Raw genomic sequence first — 22,748 nt, forward strand, 5'->3', positions numbered from 1 at the left:
GGCCGGATAGCTTAGGTCGATTTGCAGAAACTATAAGTTTACCCGGTTCACGGTTTGGGCCAGGATGTTTTGCTGGTTGTTTACATCCTTCACGTCTACGTAGATAGGAGGGAAGTTGTTGATCATTTGATAGGCCAGCGTATTGGCCAAATCTTTCTGATCATTAATGGGCTGGCTATAATAGCGGTTGGCATTGCCGCCATCCGTAAATATGCCACCTATTGCATAGCCGTAACCCGGATTAGTGGCCGAAAAATCTCGGCCGCCATATGCCACGTTAATGGCACTTACCAAATTGCGGGCCCATGGATTACGCATTGCTTCTGATACCACTACGGCTTCGCCGGAGCGCAGATACGCATTCGTGTTATCTGTGCGGCTATAACCTGAAAGTAAAGCACCACGACCATCAGAAGTATATTGGCCACCTTGGGCAAAGCCTGGTTTTTGTTTGGCTATTTCTGCAATCGACATGGCACCTTGTGTTGCAATAAAGGCACCCTGTGCTATAGCCAAGGCCTGGCCAATAAAGGGCATACTTGAGTATCCTTCGAACGAAGCAATGATGGATTTTTTGGTGCTCATAATCACATCGGCAATGGCTGTAGCTTTTTTGGCCACAAACGCTGCTTTATAAATGGCCGAATCCTTCTTGGTATTTTTCAGTACGGCATCAATATATTTATCGCCAGCATGTATCCTGGATGTGGTAAGCTTTTCTTCAATTTCCGCTTTCTTTTTAGCGTACTCCTGATTTATTTTAAGAAGTTCTTGTTCTGTATGTCTTTCTCGTTCAAGTTTAAATTGATGCTGCATATCAAGTAACACTAACTCTTGTTGTAAAGCGCTCGATTCGTGGCCGCTTTCGCGGGCATTGTTAATACCCTTTTGTAACGGAGCCTCTTTTTTATCTTCTGTATCCTGAATAGATTTTTGATTGATATCGTCTTCTTTTTTCTTTTGCTCTTGCAATATAGCTAACCTAATCTTGCCCGAACTTTCAAGCCGCTTCATTTCTTCATCAAGCGTTTTTTGTTCAATAAGAGCCTGTTCCGTATTGCCTTGAATGTTAAGGGTATTAATTAAAGTTTGCTGCGTTTGTATATGGTTAAGTATGCCAAATGTAGCTTTATCTAATTTAGCAAGTTTATCCGTTGTTTCTTCCTCAAGTGCGGTCAGTTCTTTTTGTTTAGCATCTGCCGTATAGTTTAAAGCCATTTGGCTAAGTTGGCTGTGGTACTCGTTTAATTTTACTGCATCCTCATCACGAAACTTTTTGTTGATAGATGCAATAGCAGCAGCTTCTTCTCTTTTCAGCTGCTCAACCGTATCTTTATTATTCTGATATTTTTGTTTGAGTTGTTTGAAATGAGTTTCCGTATCAGCAATTTCTTTTGCGTAACCTTGTAGTACCGTCTGGCTCATCCGCGCTTGTGAGGCTATAAGTTCATCATGTGCTTCATTGGTTACATTTACCGTTTCTTTAATTTGGTTAATGCGGGTTTGATGTAGGTTTACAACTTTTTTAGTTCCAGTATCTGTATTTTCAGCCGGCTTTTCAGTGTGTTTTTTACCCTCCTCATATGCCTTTTTAATTTCATTTTTGGCTTCAATTGCTTTCTTTTTAATTGTTGTAAATGCCTTTGCTGCTTTGTCAGTAGCGTTAGTAATACCGGTTACCCATTGTACAGCACCGTTAAATGCTTTTTTGAAATCCATGTGCACAATACCGTCCAGTATAACGCCTATAGCTTTAAACCTGTTAAGCAAGTTTTCTTTGATGATGTTGCCCAGCTTTTGGAGGCTATCTATGGGGTGCGTAACTGCGTTTACCATCTTTTCACCCAGGTTACCAAAAGCGTTCTTAACCATATCAATGGCTTTGCCCAAGCCCGAAATAAGTCCCCGAAATATTTTGATGCCATCGGCGTTCTTCGTGAAATACTGAACCAGTGACTCTAACACTAAAAGTAATAGGCCAAAGCCTGTGGTTTTAATGGCGCCCCCCACGCTGGTAAAACCTGTTTTTACAGCGGTTAATCCTTTTTGCATGTAGGTAAATCCTTTAGCAGCCTCTTCCAGGCTGGGCCCAAAGTCGCCGGATACGGATTTTATATCATCGAACGATCCCTTAATAGCATCAATGCTGCCTTTATGTAAATCAAAAACTTCACGGCTTTTATTTACTTTTTCCTCTTGCCGTTCTATGGATTGGGATACACCCTGAACCAGAGTATTGAGTTGTATTAACTCCTTACTGTTATCTCCCTGCTTTTGTGATAGGGCCGTATATTGGTCTTGCAACGATTTAAGTAAGGCCTTGTTTTGGTCAAGCGACCCTTTTGAAAGGTTTAAGGCTTTAACATTACCATCTATCTGGGCGGTAGTTTCCTTTATAGTATCTTTTGCTATTCGTACCTGAACGGCTATATCCTGATAAGCCTTAGTGTTCTTCTCACCGCTTGCGGCGAGTTCATTTTGGCGTTTAAGCAGCTCCTTAAGTTCTTTGTCAAGACTAATAGCCTCATTTTTTAATTTATCGGTGTTGACGTTAACTTCACCAATAGCTTTATTATATAATTCGTTGTTCATTAGGTTATGTTTGATGTGCTATTTGGCATAGCATATCGCATTATATAACACTTCAGTGTTACATAATGCGATATTACTTCTTCTTAAATTTTTCATATTCTGCTAATTCGACATTATTAATCCTGACATAGTATAAACTGTCGTCAATTACATAATTAGGCGGCGTGTCATATTTCGGGGCAGGGGCCGTTACTTTAAAGTTCGGTTTAAATGCATACCATTTTGCCTGATCGGTTCTGGTTTCAGTTACACTGTCCTTTTTAAGGTATGTGCCGATAAAAGCAGAGTTTTCTTTGATCAAAGAATCCGGAACAATGATAATGGTTTGTGGTTCCATATACAATTTTAATGTGGTATCCAGGTGCAACTTCAATTTTCTTTTTTCCCATTCTGCAATATTCATCTTATCAATATCAGCAAAGGTTGGCGGGCGCATCTTACGGTAAACCGTCAGAGTATGATACGTGGAAGTGTCTTCAAAGAACCTATGATAAGCGTAGAGCTTGTCGCCAGGCTTTACTATATCCCAAGTGCCATTAGAGTCCCATGTGTCTGCATTTGCAAAAAACCATATCACAAAAAAGATACCCAGCACTGCAAACAATGCGGAGTAGAACATTTTGTTAAGTGTATTGCCTGTACTGAAAAAGCTGGATAAGCCGTCATAAAAAGCGCGCTTTTCAGCGTAATCCTTTATCTCGTTAAAGTTTGCCATTGTAATAAGTATAGTTAATGCTTTCGGCGTTATTGAACATGTGTATTTGCTATATGATTCGCTTTACTTCTTCTTAAATTTTTCGTATTCTATTAATTCAACATCACCTATCATTACATAATATAAACTGTCGTCAATTACATAATTAGGCGGCGTGTCATATTTCGGGGCAGGGGCCGTTACTTTAAAGTTCGGTTTAAATGCATACCATTTTGCACGGTCAGTTCCCCAGTCAGTTACACTGTCCTTTTTAAGGTATGTGCCGATAAAAGCAGAGTTTTCTTTGATCAAAGAATCCGGAACAATGATAATGGTTTGTGGTTCCATGGACAGTTTCAATGTGGTATCCAGGTGCAACTTCAATTTTCTTTTTTCCCATTCTGCAATATTCATCTTATCAATATCAGCAAAGGTTGGCGGGCGCATCTTACGGTAAACCGTCAGAGAATGATACGTGGAAGTGTCTTCAAAGTACATATGGTAAGCGTAAAGTTTATCGCCGGGTTTCACTACATCCCAGGTGCCGTTAGAGTCCCAGGTTTCTGCATTTGCAAAAAACCATATAACAAAAAAGATACCCAGCACTGCAAACAATGCGGAGTAGAACATTTTGTTAAGTGTGTTGCCTGTGCTGAAAAAGCTGGATAAGCCGTCATAAAAAGCGCGCTTTTCAGCGTAATCCTTTATCTCGTTAAAGTTTGCCATTGTAATAAGTATAGTTGCTAATTTTATTGGTAAAAATAAGATGTTTATTTGAAAGGCACAATGCTTTTGTAATATCATTTAAAAGTGCTTTATGCATTACCCCAGCTTCACCAGCTCCACTTTGGTAGGCTGCCCTTTGCGCCAGCTGTCGATTTTGTTGATGTAGTAATAAGCACCATCCTGTTGCAGGTATACCGGGATGAGCAGGTTTAACTCCAGTATATCCCGCGGGGTAAGTAAAAACCAGCGCACTATCTTTTTGCTTTGTTTAAGGATATGTTCCAGGTCGGTATAATACCGGCTTTTTAAACCTTTAATATTTTCGGTTCCATTAGATGGCATGTCTGCCCAGCACAAGTTGTGCTCGCCATCTGGCTTGTAAAAGTAGGGAACAGATACATAATCATTAACCACTATGCTTTTACCATCGTCGTCCACAAACTTTACGGATTTTTGGTTTAGTGACAGTTTTTGATCTACCAGCAACCGGGGCTGGGTACCCAAGCTAAAATCATTTTCGTCTGCATCGGCATCCACCTTTTTAATGAGCGCAATGGTGCCGCCAATAAAGGGCCGGTTAAGGGAGGGAGCAAACTGACTTTCAAACAAGTCGGCAGTGGCGGGTAGGGTTTTATCATTCACCAGTATTTGCGATTGCCCGAGCGTTTTTGGGATGATGCTGTCATCCTCCTTATGTTTCAGATAATTGATCTGCGCATAATTGCCCAATTTAAAACTGATGCTTTTGCCCTGGTCCAGGCATTTGCTTGTCCAGTCTACTGCTTGCGATATATTTTTAATGATTTCACTAAAGAAAGCAAAATTAACTTTACGGGTTTCATTATTGGTTTGACATATAATACCGAAGCGCTGTAGGGTGTCTTTTAGTAAATCTTTCTGACCAATGTCCGGAAAAATGCGCTCGCATTGTACCTGCTGGCCGTACAACATATTTTTTGTTTTGCTAGTGACTGAAAATATAGCACCAGCTGCAATGTATACATAGGTATTACTGCTGTTGTTAACATTGTATTCGATATATAATGTTTGGTTTTTAACTAGATCTATATCATAAGTTAGCTTTTGGTTTCTCAGATCTTCAGTGTATTGTCCATGACCGTCTGTTGCTTTGTCAGTCAAACTTGTTGTTAAAGTAGTAAGTATACTGTGTGCCCCACTTCTCGGATCTCTGGTTTTTAGGCGAATCTCTATACCGCCGCCTTTTCTGGGTTTTTCCTTACTATCAATAGATACATCATACGTAAAAGATACCGACACACTACAGTTTTGCAGGGCAACATACTCGTTAGTGGCCGGTTTAAAAGTATCGTTAGGATAGCTGTTGTTGTGTACAGGGTAGGGGTTAACTGTATTTAACGGAAATCTGTCCGCATATCCTAAGCCTCTACCTGCTTTAAATTTCATACTATTGCTTAGGCTGATGGAATTGTATTCACGCAGGCTTTGCTGATCGGTACCATGCTCAAAGTTGTCGTTGGCGAATTGTACAATAAGCTTGTTGTAAAGTTCGTCTTGCAGCAAAGATCCGGTGGGTTTAAAACCTGCATTCCGGGTAATCATTTCAACTGCCGTTTTCAAGAAGAATCCGGGCCGCAAGTTCTTTACATTAATTTCGGGCGTGTTGCGCTCGTCATACTTCAGGTTGCCGTAATCAATTACGGGCCATATCCAGCCGCTGGTTTTGGTTTGCGATTGGGCCACATTGTACAAACTCCATTCATGGGCGTAAATAAACCACGGCTTTCTTACACCCCAGGTAGTCGTACTGTCGCCCATGTCATACAGCTTGCCATCAATCGCATCAAAAAAATCAACATTGCCAGATAATACGGTGATGGAGGCCATATCCTGCTCTACTCCGTTCAATTCGGCTACACCAAACGGAATGATCTCCAAACCATCCTGCACTATTTTGGCCTTGTACTGCTTATACGGATCATTCGTAGTAAAAGCCACCTCATCCGGAAAACCCAGTATCTGGCGGTTGCGTTGTGTAAGGGGCAGCTTGAACTGATTGCTGGTGTTACCCTGCTGGTTTTTTACCTCGGCCAAGTTATTGATCTGGAAAGATAGTGCAATCGGGTTGTCGTCGCTTAAATCAACCAGGTGGTCATTAAGAAAGAGTTGTATCTGATTCATTTGCAATAGGGGTTGAACCGGTGAAAAAGCAGTATTACTGCGTTTGTATATTTAATGCCGGCAGGTTAAAGGTTATACTGAATGGTGCCTGGCCGTTGCGGGTTTCGTACTCGGCAAAGGTGGCCGTATTAAGTACTACGGTTTGCCAGCGTACCGGATTTTTATTAACCAGCATTTGCACTTTGGGCGAGTACTTTATTGATTGCAAACCTTTGATATCGGCAATGGATAAATCTTCGGCAATAACCTTCATCTTTTGTCCGGCACTCTTGCTCACTACTTCTTCAATGCCTTGCTGGGCCGACCAGTCGCGCACATAATTTTTCACAATCACAGCGTTTTGCACATCCAGCGTTACTTCCTGATTATATACAAACCGGTAGTAGTTCCATGAGCCGGTTAAGCCGATCCAGCGTAAATAAACCGATTGTTCATCTACGGCATTATCGATACGTATGGTCTGTATTTGAGTCAGGTAATGTGAACCTTCGCTATTATCGTATTTTAGCGCTATGTTAAAGTAGCATACCTGATCGCTAAAGCGCTGATTAATCAGCAACCGGTTTAGCCCAATGTGCTGGGCTATGGGCTGCGTGATTGGTTTATTAACAACAGCCTGTCTTGCAATAATCAGGCGGCTGCCGTCTTGGTTAAGTAAAAAGGAGCTATCCTCATTAAGCAGGTAACTGGTTTTAATGCCATCGGGTAGGGGAGAGCGATTGATGTCAAGTGGTGTAAGTTCATAATACACACTTAGTCCGGCTATGTGTTCGCTGTAAATAAATCCAATATCAAACGGATAACCAATGCTGTAAGCAGGCTCTGTAAAATCGGTTATCCATTTGGCCCGCTGGGATGGAGATGTATACTTTTTAAAAGGCACATAACCAGCCATATTGCCACCATGCTCATCACCTAACTGTTTAGCTGAATAAGTAACATAATACGGTGTGTCTGAATTTATATAAACCGGCTCATGACCTTCCCAGGTTTCAGCATAGGCAATGGTGTAGCTGGCGCTCAGGTTGTCATCCCGGTAATTAATCTGGGTATAATCACTGGCATCTTGTATGCGTAATAAGCTTTGTAAAAAGTTCGACAAATCGGCCTTCACCAAGCCGGTTCCATCGGGCCTGTGTGTGGCTGTGATAGCTTTGGTTTGGCCGGTTAAAGTGTCTTGATAGGTGATACGGGTTTGTACTTTGTAGTACGGACGAAGGGCATCTATATTCACAAACCCTTGAATAACCTCAGGCTTAATGTAAGGGGTTTTTATATAAACAGTTTGCCAGCCTACTGCAGCAACTTCGTATCCCCCCTGATAAGCATAAGTGCCGTTCTTGATTCCTGCTTGCAGGTATATCGTATCGCCTTCTTTTAATCCGGCCAGGTCTTGGTCAATTGTAAAGCAAACTTTGCCGGAATAGCTATCCGCGTAGATACCTGTTACGGCAAAATCCCTGCGCTGGTAGGTGAATACTACCGGGTTGTAAGCAGCACTCCACCGGCTGATGTTCCCGTTTGCAAAAGCCACTGAAGGGTCGCCAGTTAGCAGACTGCTTATAGTTGGCAAATTAAACGTTTGTGAACGGATGCTGTTAGCAATGCCGTCTTTAGCATAAGCCGTATATCCTCCGCCAATTAGTTTGCTAAAAGTAGCTTTGTCTTGATAATTAACGCCATCTACACTGTATTGTATTGGCCCGTAAGACGAGCGCGCGTTGATTATAATTTCACCATCAGCCGCTCCGGGATAGCTTTCTTGTTTATTTACAGCTACGCTTATAATGGCTAAATCAGATGTACCAGGGGGAATGTAACCGCCATTGTTTTCTTCAACGGGGCCTGTGATAATAATATCATATGTTTGGAGCGATTGCGAATTATATTCTTTTAACAGCTTGTTTTGAGCCAGAAGGTGGAGTGGCCCACCGAACGCTACTGAGCTTTTTTGTCCCGCAACGCCGTTAAAGTATTCCTGATAATTAACATTTCCGTAATTGTTATCGACCTGATTATTATTTTCATCAACCACCTCAATAACAATATCACCAAAGTTTCGGGTTATTAAAACCGGAACTGACGAGTTGTTAGCTTCATACTTAAAATCAGTCCTATAATTCTCTATTTTTATTTTTGCATATTTTGCCATGTTGTTTTAAGATGTTTATTGTTAGCTGTATAGGGCCTGTGTGATAAAGTAACTGTTTGTAGGGTTAATAGGATCAGATTTAGTGAATGGCATCAAAGCTCATCGTTTCCAATACCAGTGTAAGGCCAACACCCGTGGTATTAACATCATATTTATTGTAAACAGGCGTGCACTTAGCTTTAATACCCGATTTGATCTTAAAAAACCTTGCCTCGGTCGGGTGCGCACGGTATTGGGCCGCTTTGGCTATAAACTCGTTGGCCATTTGTAAAGCCTTACTTACATACATTTCATTATCGGCGGTATACTGGTCAAAATTCGTTTGGAAAAGGAATTCAAGATAAACAGTAAAAGTGTTGTCTACCGAGCCGTTTATGGCCGGCGATAACTCAATGGCAGGTATAGCGAAAAGAAATACACACGGGAAGTGCTGTTCATCTGCCAAGCGGTTAAGTTCATTGGCCGTGCCATAAGCAAAAGTTGGTTTTGCGGTAAGTGTTGTGGTTATAGCCTCAATGTGGTTTCTTATAGGCATATCAAGTTCTTATAGTTATAAGACATTATTTATAAGGTTTTTATAAGCTTTAGTTGAATAATTATTTGTTGTTATTTTGCAATAACTCACTATAGCGTTTTTGGAAAGCGGCTTCTGTTTTGTTGAGCAATAGTTTAGTGAGCACCCGGTTGTATGGTAAGCTCATAATGGTTGCCCATTTGGTGACATCGCCCCCTGCCAGTGAGTTGACCGTGTTGATAAAGCGAAACCGCTCAAACTCTTTAATACCTGCCCGTTGTTCCAGCGCCGAAGCAGGCGCTGCCAGAAGTTGGTTTTCTGTTTGGATAAGTTTGGATAGCTCAAAAAAAAATACCTGGCAATAGGTAGCGCATCGGTAACAGGCAGCAATTTTACTTGTTCTTCAAACAGTGATGCTTGGTATTCATCATATGGTGCATGGCTTACCGGGCAGTAAAAATAATGTGCCAGTATTTGGCAGCATGCCTGTAGGGATGGATTAAAGTGTTCTTGCCAGTGTTCTTCGCCGTGCTGATCAATATGGCTCTTTATTTCGTCCGCAATAATATCGCGCGCTGCCATAAAGGCTCCTGCCGGCTCAATGGAAAGGTTCTTCATAACAGGCACTGTTACTTCGCTGTTATTGAAAAAGATCTTTACATGCTTGGGTATACGTACATTGTTGTACAGTGACTTAATTTGACTAACAAGGATCGATACATGCTCGTTGAACTGTTGCAGGTCATTGTAGTTACGAATTTGTTTCAAATCTTTAACCGGAATACCAGATAAGATATGAATCGCATCCAGATCAGTCATAGCTGTTGTTGTCTGCATGGTAATCAGTTGCCCAAGCTGTAGTTCTTTTAATTCTGTAGGAATGGTTATGTTAAGGTTTCCCTTAAGGGTATCCAGCGTTTTGGTAATCATCTGTATTATACTGAAAGTAGGTGAGTTTAAGAAGTTACAATAAGCAAGGGAGCTGTGTTTAACACATTCCTTGCAGTTCATCCGGCAGTGCAGGAGCAACCGGGTATGGCAACCTGGATTTACTGGGTTTTAAGTTGCTGATTTTTAACTTACTTAGCGCAATGTATCTCAATGGATCAATAAGATGGTTCCACGCATCAATTGGTTCATTTATGCTGCGGCCACCGGTATTTGTTTTCCAGTGATACCTGCCCAGTTCGCGCCTTAGGTTAGTACTGCTTCTGGTTACATTGATGCGGTAGCGTTTTAAAATATCAATGGAGTGTTTGATGCTGTCAGCGCCTTTCTTAGCCGCTATCATATACCAGCCTAAGCGCCTTAGTTCTTCAATGGATTTGGGCTCGGCGCAATCGGCAATAATCTCTGTGTTTTTACTCACGCCTGCGGCCTGCATTTTTTTCGAGATATCTGGATTAGTAAGTTCTGTTTCATATAGTAATTCATTAACCCAAAGCTCACCGTTTTGCATATATACTTCTATCAGTCCCGTCTGGTCGTTCGTAAAGCCAAAATCAAGCCCGTAGGCTAATTTTCTGGCATCAGGTGGTATATTTTCACATACAAACCAATTGGTGAGCACTAAGCCGCTTATTTTGCCTGTTAGCCCACGGGCATAAACTTTCCATTGTTCTTCATCAATCAGTTTCAAGTCTTCAATCTTCTTACGCATGCCTTCATCCAAAAACGGATTGTGCCTGTGATCAGAAATGATTAGTTGTACGTCCGGCTGGCCCAATAGCTTATCATGTACCCAAAAAGAGGCGTTAGGATTGTAATCTAAAAAGATTCGTTTACGCGTCCGTAACGCAAGCTCAGTATAAATTTCAAAAGAGATGCCATTGGCCTCATTCAAGAACAGGTAATCACGCTTGCCTGACTTTGCGTCCTGGGCATTCTCATAGCTTTTGAATTCGATAATGGAGCCATTATGAAATTCAAAGATGCGGTCAGTTTTATTAAATGATTTGATGCTTTGGTTTATCGGTGCCGATTGCTGGTAAATGTTAAGTGCGTCGCGCAGGGCTCCGGCTTTTAAGTTTGGAATATCCTGACCTACAACGGTGATTACCTGCTTGGCCTGTTGGGCACCTAAAGTAAAAAGTACTTGTTCAATGGCGTATGTTTTACCCGAACTTGTACCACCCTGGTTGATAGTAATGTGTGAGGTGCATAAGTAGTTAATTTCAAATAATGTAGACGCTTGCATAATTATTAAATTATGTAAAGCTTATAAAATTCTGATTTATTTAAGCTTATGTAATTATAGTGGAAATAAGGTTAGTAGTTTTGTGGTTAATCGGCACAAGGAATGCGTCAATCATGTTGTAAGGTAAGATGTAACGAAGCTAAAGGTGAACGGCTTGTTCGCTGCTTGCAGTTGATGGGCCGGTCTTTAAAATTTCTACCTTTAACAAAAAGTTTTCTGGCAAAAGGTCTTCAATTTTGGATGGGTCTTTATCTGTCCACCCCATACTTTTCAACGCAAATATGGCTCCCGTTGACGATTGAAAGTGGAGCTTTTTTTCATATTCAGCCTCTATTCTTAACCGTGCTCTTTTCAGAATATCGGCAAAGCGCCCTTCTCTTTCGTATTCCTCAAATGCTTCTTTACTGTTAAATCCTAAATGGAGCGCAAGCCCGGTGAGGGTAGGCGGCTCGGGTTCACGGTCCCATACTTTTTGCTTCGAGGTTTCGGTTGTAGAGCCTTTTGCTGTTTTTGCTTGTGCTTCTTCCCAATGATAACTGCCCGCTATCCAAGAAAAGTAATCGTCTATGAATGTTGTTAGCTTCGTGGCCGAAGCAAACGTCGGCATCTTGTTTTTCATTTATGATAAGGTTGCCTTTTGGCATATTTGGTATTGTAAAAGTAAGTAAAAAATCTGTAAAATGCAAATATTTTTAGCAAAATATAGATGGATCGTTAATGTGTTTATATGAGTTAAAATTAAATTAGCTTGATAATACTGGTAACTAATTCTCACCTTTGCGTTATGAAACCCGGAGATAAAGTAATTTGCATTAACGATAAGATTGACCCGGACAAGATAGAAGAAATACGTCGGGACTTTGAAATCTGGATTACCAGAGATAAAGAATATACCATACGCGAGATACTGGATAATGACGGAATAGCTACAGGTATATTATTGGAAGAAGTGCATAACTTCCCTAAGTTTTTCAGACTCATTAACCGCTATCAGGAGCCGGCCTTTGCCATATGGCGTTTCCGGAAATTAAGCTATGCTACCCAGCAGCAAGAAGAAGCTTTTGATGAAGAACTGGTGGAAATAGGGCAGGGAAGTAAGGAGCAGCAACAGCAGCTTTAATAGGTACATCCCAAAAATATTTTTTAATTACCCTGTATGGCTTATGCAGGGTATCTTTTTATACACTATTAAATACTATGAACATTCGCAAGGCAAACCATCAGGATATTGAACCCATTATGCAGCTCATTCGCGAGGCCGTGTCGCTGATGCAGGCAGCTGGTAACCAACAGTGGGATGCCAGTTATCCTAATGCTGATATATTTACGCAAGATATAAATGCCGGTTACTTATGGATTGCCGAGATAGACAGTGTAGTTGCCGGTGTTATTGCTGTTACTGATAAGCAGGAAGAAGAGTACGGTCAAATACCCGGATGGGATATAACCGAGCGTGCGATTGTTGCGCATCGGTTGGCCGTAAGTCCGCATCACCGTGGTAAAGGATTAGCAGCTGCTTTATTGCAACAATGTGAGGTAGTAGCCAGGGAGCAACATATAGAACTGCTCCGATTGGATACCAACACGCTCAACCGGCCAATGCAAAATCTGTTTATGAAATTAGGCTATCACATGGCTGGGGAAATAACCTTACATAATCGCCCCGATCAGCAGTTTCTTGCGTTCGAGAAACGGCTTTAGCTTAGTTAAACATTATTTCAGTTGGTTTACTTACTGAACCATCATTTGATTATTGATGCTGGCAGGGCGTAAGCCATTTATTGCTGGCATCAGTTTAGCAGCCTCCTGCTTCTTTATTTTTCCTGTCAGGGTAACAATGTTTTGTGCCACATCGGCTTGTACAGCAGGGTAGCTTTTTAGTACACTGTCAACGGCTTGTTTAAGTGGCAGGTCTGTACCAATAGTTACCGGTGCAATTATAATCTGGTTACTTATGCCTTTGATAATATTGATGCCTTTAATCGTTTGCTCTGCTTCTGCTTTCGACTTCTCCGAGGCGCATTTACCGGTCAATGTTACCATGCCATCATTAACAGTATAATTTACCCCGGCAAAATTAAGATCAGATTTTGTTTTCGTAGCTATGTCTGCTTTGATCTCCTTATCTCGCTGTGGTTGGCTGCAGCTTTGTAAAATGATAATAAGTAATGCAATGCAGCAAGCCGAAATTATACCAGCTTTGTTACTACTAATACCTACTGATGTCTTTGTTGAACAATCTATCTTAACACTCATCTCTTTACTGGTTAAATACACAATTTTATCTATTAAAGGACTAAGGGTTGAATTGCTTGAATGTTTTTAATATCAATATCAACTATGTTGAAGTTGCCAAATGGCATATATTATTCCAGATAACTTAACCGATTTTGGCAAATATCTGTTTCAACTAATTGAGTTAATATGTGTTTGAGCAGGTTGTCTCTCGTCCATAATTGTTCGGTAGGGGTGGCATCATTCAGGTACCATTGCAGCGGGTCGTTAATTGGAATCAGTGTTTTATACAGAAACTGTTTTTTGGGATGCATGCGTGTACCTTCATAGCAATTAAGATTGGCAAGTTTAATAAACTTTTTAAACTGCTTCAATGGTATATCCAGCTTTAAGCATTCCTCTAAAGTATTCTTAAAATCCTGCTTGTCTTCCAGCCAAATGGTCAAGTGCTGGCCGTTTATTTCGTGCTCGGCAATTGCAATGCGGCTATAATTATAGTCTACAGATATAATGAGCCACCATAGCTCATTTTTAATTTTTGGAGTTAATGTTATCATAATAGTGTTCAGTAAATGTTATAATGGTTATAGGTAAGGAACAGATTGCTTACCTTATTTAAATTCAGGTTTCCAATCGGGAAGATACTGCCTGATGGCCGCAATCTCTTTCTCATACTTATGGCATGCGGCTCTGTATCCCTGGTAGCGCAGATCTTTCTCTTTGTTAGCCTGACGGTGCTTGGGTTTATTTACTTGCTGCTTCTTAGTATCCGAATTTCTGAAGGCTGAATAGATGATATGCATAATAAGTTAGGTGTTGTGATGATGAGTAAATGGAATTGTAATAGCAATTGATAACTACTGTTAAGGGGCTGGGCTTAATCAGCCATAATGAATATAATTTGCAAAATTCATATCTTTTGTATTTCTTTGCTGCTACAGAACAAATATAAAGAAATATCTGTATTTAAATCAAGAAAAGTTATCAACAACCTAACAAATATGGAATACAGAACAAAGCCCGGCAAAATTAAAACGGTACGCTCCGAAACATTAGAGTTCATTATTCTTTATAATCAGCTTAAGGGAAAGGCATTTAACGGTAATGCCGAATTGGCCGAAGCGTTAGGGTTTAATTCCCCTAGCTCTATTACAGAAATAATAAAGAGTAGGCAAAATATAGATACAGAAAAGCTCCGGGTGTTTAAAGAAAAGTATAAAGCTTTTCTGGATGGCCAGGCGCATCCGCCTGTTGTACCTACACCTGCCAAGTCTTATCCGGGTATACCTATGTATGAGGTAAGCGCAACGGCATCGGGTGTAGAAGTGTATAATGATATTAATGATACGCAGCCGGTAGGTTATATGTATTTCCCGGGGATAGAGGATTGTGATTTTGCCTTGCCAGTTTGGGGCCACTCCATGTATCCCTATCTGGAAAATGGCTGCTGGGTGGCGCTTAAAATTATACATGACAAGAAGATATTGCCGGGGGAGGTATATTATATTGAATGGGGGGATTATCGCATGTATAAGCGGTTAATAGTTGGTGATAAGGATGACGAAGTAATAGCCATGTCTGATAACACCACAGAGCTGGTAGCAGGTAAGCAAAAGTATGCTCCCTTTGTGATCAAAAAGGGCGAAATCAAAAAACTTTGCTTAGTGAAGGATATTCACAAAAAGCATAATCATTAAGATACAGCCGGGCTGTAGTGATTTTTGTACAAAAGCGGGGTTAGTAACCATGTGCCATTTTTGTAAGCAAAATTTGAAAAGGCATTATTTTAATACCTAAATATCTCCCTATACTCGCGTAAGCAATCCATCTTTAAGTTTCAAATGCATTCCTGTGTTTGAAATAAGTTACTGGTATATACTTTGCGTTTACATCCGCATAATAATTTTTTAATAGTATATATCCAGAACTACCCATGTTGCCTGAAGCAATTTATGACCAATATTTATTATACGCAGCTGAAAGTAAACGTATATTAGAATCATATAAAACGTTGGTCAGCCAATTAGAGAGTGAGTATCTGAAGTTGGAATTGATCTATCTTCATAAAAATATCCAATTCATTTTCAAAAAGTTAGCAACGGTGCTCACTAATCAAAAGCTTTGGGGTAACGTTGCTGATAATCACTTGCAGGTAGTGTATGAGCCTTCGGCAGGGTTAAGCGTAGCTGGTGAGCTGCAATTTCTTGACACGTACAAGGAACAAATTATCCAGCAGCTTAGGTGTATCCATAACACTACAGTGTTTGAAACCGATGTATTGTTTTTGGCTAAGTGCTTCCATATGCTACAAACATCTTATCAAAAAGTGGAAGAAAGGTATGAGCACGTTATATCAAACTCCTATCGTTACCGTATAGCCAGTTAACATATATAAAAACAAAAAAGCCGCTTCTTTTTCAAGAGCGGCTTTTTTGTTTATGGCTTTGTTATTTGCTTTCGGTAGGTTTCTTTTTCGCAAAGTCGCCTGCTTTTACAATGCTTATTTTGTTTACATCGTAATACTTTTTCACAGCGGCGTTTATTTGCTGTGGCGTAAGCTTAGCAATAGCATCATCCATTTTTTGCCAGAAGGCAATAGGTTGGCCATAGTAACTATAGTTATTCAATGTACCAGCCAAAACATTATCCTGGGCTAAATCTACCTGGCGCGATTGTAAGTAACCTTTCTTCGCTTCGGTTACTTCCTGTACAGTAAAGCCTTCATTGGCAGCTTTATTTATTTCTTCCTTAAACGCAGCTTCCAATTTGCTTGCATTCTCAGGGGCATAAATTGCGTAGTAAACCGCCTGACCATCGTTTTGGTCAAAGTACCCGGCGTTCAAGCCCGATCCAACACCATAGCTGATGCCCTCTTTTTGGCGGATGCGGGTAGCCAGTCTTGAATTCAGGAAGCCGCCACCAATGATATAATCAGCCATAACCAGCGCCGGGTAATCAGCGTCTTTAATACTTAGCTTAACCGGTTGCATGGCAAAGAAAAAGGCGTTGGCTTTATCGGGCGTTTCAATACTTTTATTAATAGCTGCAAAATCTTTGTAGCTGCTTTCCGGACGTGCAAATGGCTGCGGGCTTTTCCAGTTGGCATACTCTTCCGTAAGCAAGGTTTTTACTTGTGCAGCATCAAAATCACCAACAACGCTGATGGTTGCATTTGATGCGCCATAAAAGTCTTTGTAAAATGACTTAACGTCGCCATCGCTTACATTTTTAAGCATTTCAATTGATTCATCAATTGTAGCTACATAACGTGGGTCGCCTTTTGCATAGGGGCTGGCATAACGGCGTAGTTCAAGTACGGCGATATTAGTAGGTTCGCTGCGTTGCTGTTCAAGGCCGGCAATGCGTTGTTGTTTCAACTTATCCAGTTCATCAGCCGGGAAATTGGCTTCTTTTAAGATCTCGTCAACCAGTTTTAATACAGCCGGGAAGTTTGCCTTGGTGGTTTCAATATTTACGGCTAAGTTATTCACACCACCTCCAAAATTAACGCGCGCTTTCAAGCGATCCAGCTCGTCTTGAATTTGCTGACGGGTTTTGTTTTTGGTACCCTTATTTAACATGGCAGCAGTAAGGCCGGCTACGGTACCTTTATTTTGCAGGCTGGCAACACTACCAAAGCGAAATACCATTGATGCTACCACAGCTTCGCCGCGTGTTTGTTTGCTGAGCAGGTTCAGTTTAACGCCACCTGCCTGGCTGCTAACCAAGCGTTTTTGAATGTTGGCCGGGGTGGCATTAAATGCTTCACCCTGTGCAATAGTTTGTGAGCCGGTATAGCCTTTCAGCATAGCAGCTAAATCAGGCGTTTTGGGTACTTCAGCACGGTCAGGTTTATCGGTTGGGATAAACACGCCCAGCGTACGGTTTGATGGTTTAAAATACTTGTTGGCTACTCTAACCACATCGCCAGGTGTTACGTTCTTCAACTGATCGCGCTGGTAAAATAGCAGTCGCCAGTCGCCCTGTGCAATATATTCACTTAAACCCAAGCCAACATCCTCAGACGAATTTAATTGCAATTCAATATTTTTAAGCTGCTTGTTTCTAATGCGCTCAACTTCCTGGGCGGTAGGTTTCTCATCACTGAATTTTTCTACAGCACTAATAAGTACGTCTTTAGCTTCATCCAGGTTTTTGTCTTTAGGTACCTCAATACCAAAAAACGCCATACCAGGGTCGGCTGTTTCATAGTCATAACCATAAACGCTGGTTGCTTTTTTGGTTTCAATCAGTTGTTTGTATAACCGGCCTGAGGGCTGGTCTGTAAGTAAGCCTATCAAAACGTTCAGCGGCTGGGTATCAGGGTGGGGGCCCGATGGTACGTGGTAGCCGGTTTGTGCTACCTGTACATCGCCTACACGGCGTAGAGTAACCGTGCGCTCGCCATCCTGCGTGGGTTCAACAGTGTATACTGCTGGCAATACGCGGGCTGGTTTAGGTATGGTTCCAAATTTCTGGTTAATTAAAGCCAGTGTTTTTGCATGATCAAACTTGCCGGCAACGGTTAATACCGAGTTATCTGGCTGGTAATACTTGCGGTAAAATGCTTGCAGGCGGTCAATAGGTACATTCTCTACATCGGCGCGGTTGCCTATGGTAGATTTGCCGTAGTTGTGCCACAAAAACATGGTTGATTGTACACGCTCATTCAATATGCGTTGCGGGCTGTTCTCGCCCGACTCCATTTCGTTGCGCACAACACTGAACTCTTTATCCAGCTCTGTTTTGGCAATAAATGAGTTTACCATACGGTCGGCTTCCAGGTCAAGCGCCCAGGCTAAGTTTTCATCTGTGGCAGCAAAGGTTTCGAAGTAATTGGTACGGTCAAGCCAGGTAGTGCCATTAGGATTGGCACCATGTGCACTCAGCTCCTGTGGAATATTGCGGTGTTTGGGAGTGCCCTTAAATACCATATGCTCCAGTAGGTGAGCCATACCTGTTTCGCCATAGTTCTCAAATTTGGAGCCTACCAAGTAAGTGATATTAACGGTAGCGGTTTGCTTGGTTTGATCCGGAAAAAGCAATACTCGCAGGCCATTGCCTAAACGATATTCGGTTATGCCTTCAACCGTGGTTACTTTTACCGGAGCCGTTGGGGTTTTAGTTGCCGAAGCTTTCTTTTGAGCGCTAACAGGCAAAGCCAGTACTGCTGCTATAGCACAAGTCAGCATGGTTTTTTTGATTGTTACCATTTATATTTTGTGATTAAAGTTTCTTGTAGCCTAATATATCAAATTTGTGCTGAAACAAACATAGAAATAGGCTACAAGTAGCATTTATAAGCTTTTAGAGTGAGTGATTTAAAAAAATCGAAGAAGCTTTTAGAAAATAGAGCTTTGATAGCAGATTAAATAAATAAAAAAGCCCCTTAGCTAAAAAGCTAAAGGGCCAGTACAACACATTTATATATCAACTACCATCTGCGGTACATGCCATGTCCGTGTCCATATCCATGTCTTCTATAGTGGCCTGGAGGAACCATCATTCGGCGAGGGCCATAATAACCGCGATCTACTACTACAGGGCGGCGATAATATACATACGGGCGATAGACAGGGCGGTGATGAACGACTACTACACGTTCAGGACCGTAATAAACCGGAGGAGGAGCAGGTTCATAATAAACCGGGCCGCCTACATTTACACCAATGTGCACACCAACTTGTGCCTTGGCTGAGTTAAGTGAAAATAAACCAATAATTAGTAATGCTAAAAATGAAATCCGTTTCATAGTTGTTCGTATTAAGTTGATGATGCGTTGGCATCTTGCTTATAACGGTATGACGGATGAGAGATTTTAAGGTTTAATTATAAATGTAAAAAGTTACAACCTTAAGTTTTAAAAGGGGTGTGTGAGATAAAAAGTCACTTCAAATAATACGCGTCACTGCAGACGTAGGAGATAGAGGTGAGAATAAAATAGGTAACTTTTAAAGCTTGAAAGGAGACAAAACAACAAAAGCCGGGGTTTAACCCCGGCTTTTTAGAAAGATCTATGTTAAACCGTTGATTAGCTCCAACGGCCACCGCCTCTGTTGTTGTCTCTTTGGAAGCCACCGCCGCCACCACGGTTGCCACCGCCACCGTAGCCACCGCCACGGTTACCGCCGCCGAAGCCACCGCTTCTGCCACCGCCACCGTTGCTTGGTTTTCTGTCTTCAGCCTGGCTTACAGCAATGCTTCTGCCGCTTACTTCAGCGCCGTTTAAGCCAGCAATGGCTTTTTGGGCAGCCTCGTCATCAGGCATTTCAACAAAACCGAAACCTTTGCTTCTACCGGTTTCTCTGTCAATAATTAATTTTACTGAGTTTACCTCTCCGTATGCTTCAAAGAGTTCTTTTAAATCTGCTTCCTCTAAGCGATAAGGAAGGCTTCCTACAAAAATGTTCATCAATTTTAATATTACACGTCAAGCATTTGCTTGATGACGCAATTAACGTAAAAAAAATTATATAATTCAAAATAATTTACAATACTTTTTTTTAAGTTAAATTAACTGTGCATTAACGAGTTAATGCAGCCAGATCTCGGTAATAGTCTTTGGCTTGATGTATATAAACAGGCATTTATATCTTGCATAAATAGCTAATAAATAATAATTGCGCTTGCCCAGGCAAGCGCAATTATTATTTATTAGTTAATAGCGATAGTATCTTGAATGGGCAGGGCGACGGTAGTATGGCCTATAGTAAGGTTTGCGATAATAACGGGGCTTGCTGTAATAATGTGGCCTGTTGTAATAATGCGGGCGATGATAACCTGGGCGTCGGTAAACACGGCGATGGTAATACCTTGGCCCCGGTCCGTTTTTCATAATTATACGCGAGTTATGGGTTGTACTAATTGTACTTGCTTTACTTTCTGCTGCATAAAATGATAGGGCTGTAACCAGTGCTATCATTAAAAATTTTAGTCTTTTCATCGTATCGGTTATTAAGTTATTCACATCTTGAACTCACGATTGTTGATAAAGTTTAATTCGTTAACATAAACGTTACAATTTAACTATTACGCTTAGTACACAATATTGGACAATAATGTACTAAGAAGCGCTTCTGAAAAAGTGGCAGAAGCGCTTCTGACAAGTATAAACCAGCTTTGGTGTTAAAATTGTTTAACTGTGCCAGAATACCACTCATACTTATGGCACAACCCAGACTGAAAATTTTTACGTGGCATATCCACGGTAGCTACTTGTTTTATCTATCAAAAGGTGATTTTGATATTTACATACCAACCAAACCCGAAAAAACAGAGGGTTATTATGGCTTGGGCGAAACCTTTCCATTTGGCCCAAATGTAATTGAAGTTCCTGCCGAAGAGGTAAGAAATCAGGATTTTGATGTAATTGTATATCAAACCAACCAGAACTATTTAAAAGATCAATACGAAATACTGTCAGAAGAGCAACGTGCTTTGCCTAAGGTTTATATTGAGCATGATCCGCCCCGCCAACATCCTACAGATACTAAACATGCGGTAAACGATAAAGATATTACCTTGGTGCATGTAACACATTTCAATAAACTAATGTGGGATTGCGGCGAAACGCCTACTACAGTTATAGATCATGGCGTAATTGACCCTAATGCGCCTTACACCGGCGAAACGCCACGCGGCATTGTAGTAATTAATAATTTACCAAGCCGTGGCCGTTTGCTTGGGCTGGATATCTTTCTGAAAGTTCGTGAACATGTTCCACTTGATTTGGTGGGTATGGGTACCGGCGATTTGGGCTTAGGCGAAGTGCTGCACCCGCAATTGCCTACGTTTGTGTCTAAATACCGTTTCTTTTTCAACCCAATTCGCTACACCAGCTTAGGTTTGGCTGTATGCGAGGCACTGATGCAGGGCATACCGGTTGTTGGTTTAGCTACTACAGAACTTTCGGCCGTTATCGATAATGAACGTTCAGGTTTCATCCACACCGATGTAAATTACCTGATTGATAAAATGAACCTATTGATTGAGGATGCTGAACTGGCCCGCCGCATTGGTTCGGCCGGTAGAGAGTTGGCGCAAACGCGTTTCAGTATTGAAAGGTTTGCCCGCGATTGGGAGACACTGCTTAATAAGGTAGCGGCCCGTAACACAAGCGATTTGCTTGTCAACTAATCCTCTAAAATATCACACTAATTATATCTATCCGTTAAGCTTATGAAGTCAAATCAGCCAAGAATTGCATTTATCAGTGAACATGCCTCGCCATTAGCTACGCTGGGTGGGGTTGATACAGGAGGGCAGAATGTTTATGTAGCTCAGGTGGTTCAGTTTTTGGCCAAAATAGGGTATTTGGTTGATGTATTTACCCGCTGGGAAGATGCCGCTATGCCGCAGGTAATTAACTGGTTGCCGGGCGTAAGGGTAGTGCATGTAAAAGCCGGGCCGGTAAGTATAATTTCTAAGGAGGAGATTCTGGAATTTATGCCCGAATTCACCCAAAGTATATTGAATTTTATTCGGGCCGAAGGTATATCTTATGACCTTTCACACGCCAACTTTTTCATGTCAGGCTTAGTGGCAGCTAACCTGAAAAAAATACTGGGATTGCCGTTTGCCATTACTTTCCATGCGCTGGGGCATGTGCGCCGCATTCATCAGGGGGATAGTGATAAATTTCCGGCTGAGCGCCTGCAGATTGAAGAGGATGTGGTTAAGCAAGCCGATTATATTATAGCCGAATGTCCGCAAGATAGGGATGATTTGATAAACTATTATAAGGCGCCATCTTACAAAATAGTAATTATACCGTGCGGTTTCAGCAGCAAGGAATTTTACCCGATTGAAAAAGCGGAAGCCCGCAAGTTATTGAATATCGAAACAGACAAGCATATTATACTTCAACTGGGTCGTATGGTGCCCCGCAAAGGGGTAGATAATGTAATACGCTCATTAAGTAAGCTGAAAGATAAACAATCGGTATTGCTGCTGGTAGTTGGAGGCGATTGCGATGAGCCGGATCCTGTACTTTGCCCCGAAATAGGGCGTTTGCAAAAAATTGCAGCAGAATTAGGTGTTGAAGCATCTGTACAGTTCACCGGTCGTAAAAGCAGGGAGGAGCTAAAGTTTTATTATGCAGCGGCTGATATTTTTATCAGCACCCCGTGGTATGAGCCTTTTGGCATTACGCCGCTCGAAGCTATGGCCTGCGGTACACCGGTAATCGGATCGAATGTAGGCGGTATCAAGTATACCGTTGTGGATGGCGAAACCGGCGGGCTGGTTGAACCAGAAGATCCGCAAGCCTTAGCCGAAAAGATTGAAGAACTGATTAGTGAGCCGACTTTGTTAAAGCAAATGGGCTTGAACGCCATTAAACGGGTAAATAACTATTTTACTTGGGCGCATGTGGCTGATAAAATTAGTACGCTATATATAAAAATGCTCAACACCGGCAGTAAGGTTGCGTTGGATGCACAATTGCATAAACTTAAAAAGAAAGCAGCTTAATATAGGA

The 22,748-nt window shown here is 41.5% G+C and carries 21 protein-coding genes; 6 read left to right on the plus strand and 15 right to left on the minus strand.

Translation table 11 applies throughout. The features are described from left to right. Window positions 1–30: 30 nt before the first annotated feature. The 9 genes from KHS38_RS09685 to KHS38_RS09725 all read right to left on the minus strand — a co-directional run bounded on the left by KHS38_RS09685 (window position 31) and on the right by KHS38_RS09725 (window position 11,654). On the minus strand, window positions 31–2,592 hold the full coding sequence (locus KHS38_RS09685; protein ID WP_213488362.1) for a hypothetical protein: 2,562 nt from the start codon (window positions 2,590–2,592) through the stop codon (window positions 31–33). Between the two features lie 73 nt (window positions 2,593–2,665). Next, window positions 2,666–3,307 carry a hypothetical protein gene (locus tag KHS38_RS09690; RefSeq protein WP_213488363.1) on the minus strand — a complete coding sequence of 214 codons (642 nt, stop codon included), beginning with the start codon at window positions 3,305–3,307 and terminating at the stop codon, window positions 2,666–2,668. 63 nt (window positions 3,308–3,370) lie between these two features. After that, window positions 3,371–4,012 (minus strand): hypothetical protein, encoded by a 642-nt coding sequence (locus KHS38_RS09695; protein ID WP_213488364.1) that lies wholly within the window; start codon window positions 4,010–4,012, stop codon window positions 3,371–3,373. Between the two features lie 96 nt (window positions 4,013–4,108). Then, window positions 4,109–6,172 carry a hypothetical protein gene (locus KHS38_RS09700; RefSeq protein WP_213488365.1) on the minus strand — a complete coding sequence of 688 codons (2,064 nt, stop codon included), beginning with the start codon at window positions 6,170–6,172 and terminating at the stop codon, window positions 4,109–4,111. A gap of 34 nt (window positions 6,173–6,206) precedes the next feature. Beyond that, window positions 6,207–8,324 (minus strand): hypothetical protein, encoded by a 2,118-nt coding sequence (locus KHS38_RS09705; RefSeq protein WP_213488366.1) that lies wholly within the window; start codon window positions 8,322–8,324, stop codon window positions 6,207–6,209. A 79-nt stretch (window positions 8,325–8,403) separates the two neighbouring features. Continuing rightward, a complete protein-coding gene (locus tag KHS38_RS09710) occupies window positions 8,404–8,859 on the minus strand; it encodes a hypothetical protein (RefSeq protein WP_213488367.1) in 456 nt (151 codons plus the stop codon). Window positions 8,860–9,021: 162 nt separating this feature from the next. Further along, window positions 9,022–9,768 (minus strand): hypothetical protein, encoded by a 747-nt coding sequence (locus tag KHS38_RS09715; RefSeq protein ID WP_213488368.1) that lies wholly within the window; start codon window positions 9,766–9,768, stop codon window positions 9,022–9,024. A gap of 58 nt (window positions 9,769–9,826) precedes the next feature. Beyond that, on the minus strand, window positions 9,827–11,035 hold the full coding sequence (locus tag KHS38_RS09720; RefSeq protein WP_213488369.1) for a PBSX family phage terminase large subunit: 1,209 nt from the start codon (window positions 11,033–11,035) through the stop codon (window positions 9,827–9,829). Between the two features lie 139 nt (window positions 11,036–11,174). Further along, window positions 11,175–11,654 carry a terminase small subunit gene (locus tag KHS38_RS09725; RefSeq protein ID WP_213488370.1) on the minus strand — a complete coding sequence of 160 codons (480 nt, stop codon included), beginning with the start codon at window positions 11,652–11,654 and terminating at the stop codon, window positions 11,175–11,177. Window positions 11,655–11,819: 165 nt separating this feature from the next. On the opposite strand from KHS38_RS09725, the gene KHS38_RS09730 reads away from it, so the two are divergent. Both KHS38_RS09730 and KHS38_RS09735 read left to right on the plus strand, forming a co-directional pair. Then, window positions 11,820–12,155 (plus strand): hypothetical protein, encoded by a 336-nt coding sequence (locus tag KHS38_RS09730; protein ID WP_213488371.1) that lies wholly within the window; start codon window positions 11,820–11,822, stop codon window positions 12,153–12,155. A gap of 77 nt (window positions 12,156–12,232) precedes the next feature. Beyond that, a complete protein-coding gene (locus tag KHS38_RS09735) occupies window positions 12,233–12,736 on the plus strand; it encodes a GNAT family N-acetyltransferase (protein WP_213488372.1) in 504 nt (167 codons plus the stop codon). Between the two features lie 30 nt (window positions 12,737–12,766). On the opposite strand, the gene KHS38_RS09740 is transcribed toward KHS38_RS09735, so the two are convergent. The 3 genes from KHS38_RS09740 to KHS38_RS09750 all read right to left on the minus strand — a co-directional run bounded on the left by KHS38_RS09740 (window position 12,767) and on the right by KHS38_RS09750 (window position 14,073). Next, the gene (locus KHS38_RS09740; protein WP_213488373.1) at window positions 12,767–13,291 is read right to left on the minus strand and encodes a BON domain-containing protein; all 525 of its coding nucleotides are present in this window, start codon (window positions 13,289–13,291) and stop codon (window positions 12,767–12,769) included. 110 nt (window positions 13,292–13,401) lie between these two features. Next, window positions 13,402–13,827 carry a hypothetical protein gene (locus KHS38_RS09745; RefSeq protein WP_213488374.1) on the minus strand — a complete coding sequence of 142 codons (426 nt, stop codon included), beginning with the start codon at window positions 13,825–13,827 and terminating at the stop codon, window positions 13,402–13,404. A 54-nt stretch (window positions 13,828–13,881) separates the two neighbouring features. Beyond that, on the minus strand, window positions 13,882–14,073 hold the full coding sequence (locus KHS38_RS09750) for a hypothetical protein (protein ID WP_213488375.1): 192 nt from the start codon (window positions 14,071–14,073) through the stop codon (window positions 13,882–13,884). A gap of 198 nt (window positions 14,074–14,271) precedes the next feature. On the opposite strand from KHS38_RS09750, the gene KHS38_RS09755 reads away from it, so the two are divergent. Next, window positions 14,272–14,967, plus strand: a complete 696-nt coding sequence (locus tag KHS38_RS09755) for a S24 family peptidase (protein ID WP_213488376.1) — start codon at window positions 14,272–14,274, stop codon at window positions 14,965–14,967. A 404-nt stretch (window positions 14,968–15,371) separates the two neighbouring features. Further along, a complete protein-coding gene (locus KHS38_RS09760; RefSeq protein WP_213488377.1) occupies window positions 15,372–15,656 on the plus strand; it encodes a hypothetical protein in 285 nt (94 codons plus the stop codon). 61 nt (window positions 15,657–15,717) lie between these two features. Here the strand turns inward: KHS38_RS09760 and KHS38_RS09765 are convergent, their stop codons facing one another. The 3 genes from KHS38_RS09765 to KHS38_RS09775 form a co-directional block, all read right to left on the minus strand. Continuing rightward, window positions 15,718–18,483, minus strand: coding sequence for a M16 family metallopeptidase (locus KHS38_RS09765; protein ID WP_213488378.1), 2,766 nt, complete (start codon window positions 18,481–18,483; stop codon window positions 15,718–15,720). A gap of 818 nt (window positions 18,484–19,301) precedes the next feature. After that, window positions 19,302–19,682 (minus strand): RNA-binding regulator, encoded by a 381-nt coding sequence (rbp, locus tag KHS38_RS09770; RefSeq protein ID WP_213488379.1) that lies wholly within the window; start codon window positions 19,680–19,682, stop codon window positions 19,302–19,304. Between the two features lie 246 nt (window positions 19,683–19,928). Then, window positions 19,929–20,213, minus strand: a complete 285-nt coding sequence (locus KHS38_RS09775; RefSeq protein WP_213488380.1) for a hypothetical protein — start codon at window positions 20,211–20,213, stop codon at window positions 19,929–19,931. Between the two features lie 221 nt (window positions 20,214–20,434). On the opposite strand from KHS38_RS09775, the gene KHS38_RS09780 reads away from it, so the two are divergent. Together KHS38_RS09780 and KHS38_RS09785 are read left to right on the plus strand one after the other, a co-directional pair. Then, window positions 20,435–21,406 (plus strand): glycosyltransferase family 4 protein, encoded by a 972-nt coding sequence (locus KHS38_RS09780; protein WP_213488381.1) that lies wholly within the window; start codon window positions 20,435–20,437, stop codon window positions 21,404–21,406. Window positions 21,407–21,448: 42 nt separating this feature from the next. Further along, the gene (locus KHS38_RS09785; protein ID WP_213488382.1) at window positions 21,449–22,741 is read left to right on the plus strand and encodes a glycosyltransferase family 4 protein; all 1,293 of its coding nucleotides are present in this window, start codon (window positions 21,449–21,451) and stop codon (window positions 22,739–22,741) included. The last annotated feature ends 7 nt before the right edge of the window (window positions 22,742–22,748 follow it).

The organism is Mucilaginibacter sp. Bleaf8 (assembly GCF_018390515.1).
Taxonomy (GTDB): domain Bacteria; phylum Bacteroidota; class Bacteroidia; order Sphingobacteriales; family Sphingobacteriaceae; genus Mucilaginibacter.

Coding starts and splice junctions, on each gene's coding strand:
- KHS38_RS09685 (WP_213488362.1), bottom strand. CDS start 2,592: ATGAACAACGAATTATATAATAAAGCTATTGGTGAAGTTAACGTCAAC.
- KHS38_RS09690 (WP_213488363.1), bottom strand. CDS start 3,307: ATGGCAAACTTTAACGAGATAAAGGATTACGCTGAAAAGCGCGCTTTT.
- KHS38_RS09695 (WP_213488364.1), bottom strand. CDS start 4,012: ATGGCAAACTTTAACGAGATAAAGGATTACGCTGAAAAGCGCGCTTTT.
- KHS38_RS09700 (WP_213488365.1), bottom strand. CDS start 6,172: ATGAATCAGATACAACTCTTTCTTAATGACCACCTGGTTGATTTAAGC.
- KHS38_RS09705 (WP_213488366.1), bottom strand. CDS start 8,324: ATGGCAAAATATGCAAAAATAAAAATAGAGAATTATAGGACTGATTTT.
- KHS38_RS09710 (WP_213488367.1), bottom strand. CDS start 8,859: ATGCCTATAAGAAACCACATTGAGGCTATAACCACAACACTTACCGCA.
- KHS38_RS09715 (WP_213488368.1), bottom strand. CDS start 9,768: ATGATTACCAAAACGCTGGATACCCTTAAGGGAAACCTTAACATAACC.
- KHS38_RS09720 (WP_213488369.1), bottom strand. CDS start 11,035: ATGCAAGCGTCTACATTATTTGAAATTAACTACTTATGCACCTCACAC.
- KHS38_RS09725 (WP_213488370.1), bottom strand. CDS start 11,654: ATGAAAAACAAGATGCCGACGTTTGCTTCGGCCACGAAGCTAACAACA.
- KHS38_RS09730 (WP_213488371.1), top strand. CDS start 11,820: ATGAAACCCGGAGATAAAGTAATTTGCATTAACGATAAGATTGACCCG.
- KHS38_RS09735 (WP_213488372.1), top strand. CDS start 12,233: ATGAACATTCGCAAGGCAAACCATCAGGATATTGAACCCATTATGCAG.
- KHS38_RS09740 (WP_213488373.1), bottom strand. CDS start 13,291: ATGAGTGTTAAGATAGATTGTTCAACAAAGACATCAGTAGGTATTAGT.
- KHS38_RS09745 (WP_213488374.1), bottom strand. CDS start 13,827: ATGATAACATTAACTCCAAAAATTAAAAATGAGCTATGGTGGCTCATT.
- KHS38_RS09750 (WP_213488375.1), bottom strand. CDS start 14,073: ATGCATATCATCTATTCAGCCTTCAGAAATTCGGATACTAAGAAGCAG.
- KHS38_RS09755 (WP_213488376.1), top strand. CDS start 14,272: ATGGAATACAGAACAAAGCCCGGCAAAATTAAAACGGTACGCTCCGAA.
- KHS38_RS09765 (WP_213488378.1), bottom strand. CDS start 18,483: ATGGTAACAATCAAAAAAACCATGCTGACTTGTGCTATAGCAGCAGTA.
- rbp (WP_213488379.1), bottom strand. CDS start 19,682: ATGAACATTTTTGTAGGAAGCCTTCCTTATCGCTTAGAGGAAGCAGAT.
- KHS38_RS09775 (WP_213488380.1), bottom strand. CDS start 20,213: ATGAAAAGACTAAAATTTTTAATGATAGCACTGGTTACAGCCCTATCA.
- KHS38_RS09780 (WP_213488381.1), top strand. CDS start 20,435: ATGGCACAACCCAGACTGAAAATTTTTACGTGGCATATCCACGGTAGC.
- KHS38_RS09785 (WP_213488382.1), top strand. CDS start 21,449: ATGAAGTCAAATCAGCCAAGAATTGCATTTATCAGTGAACATGCCTCG.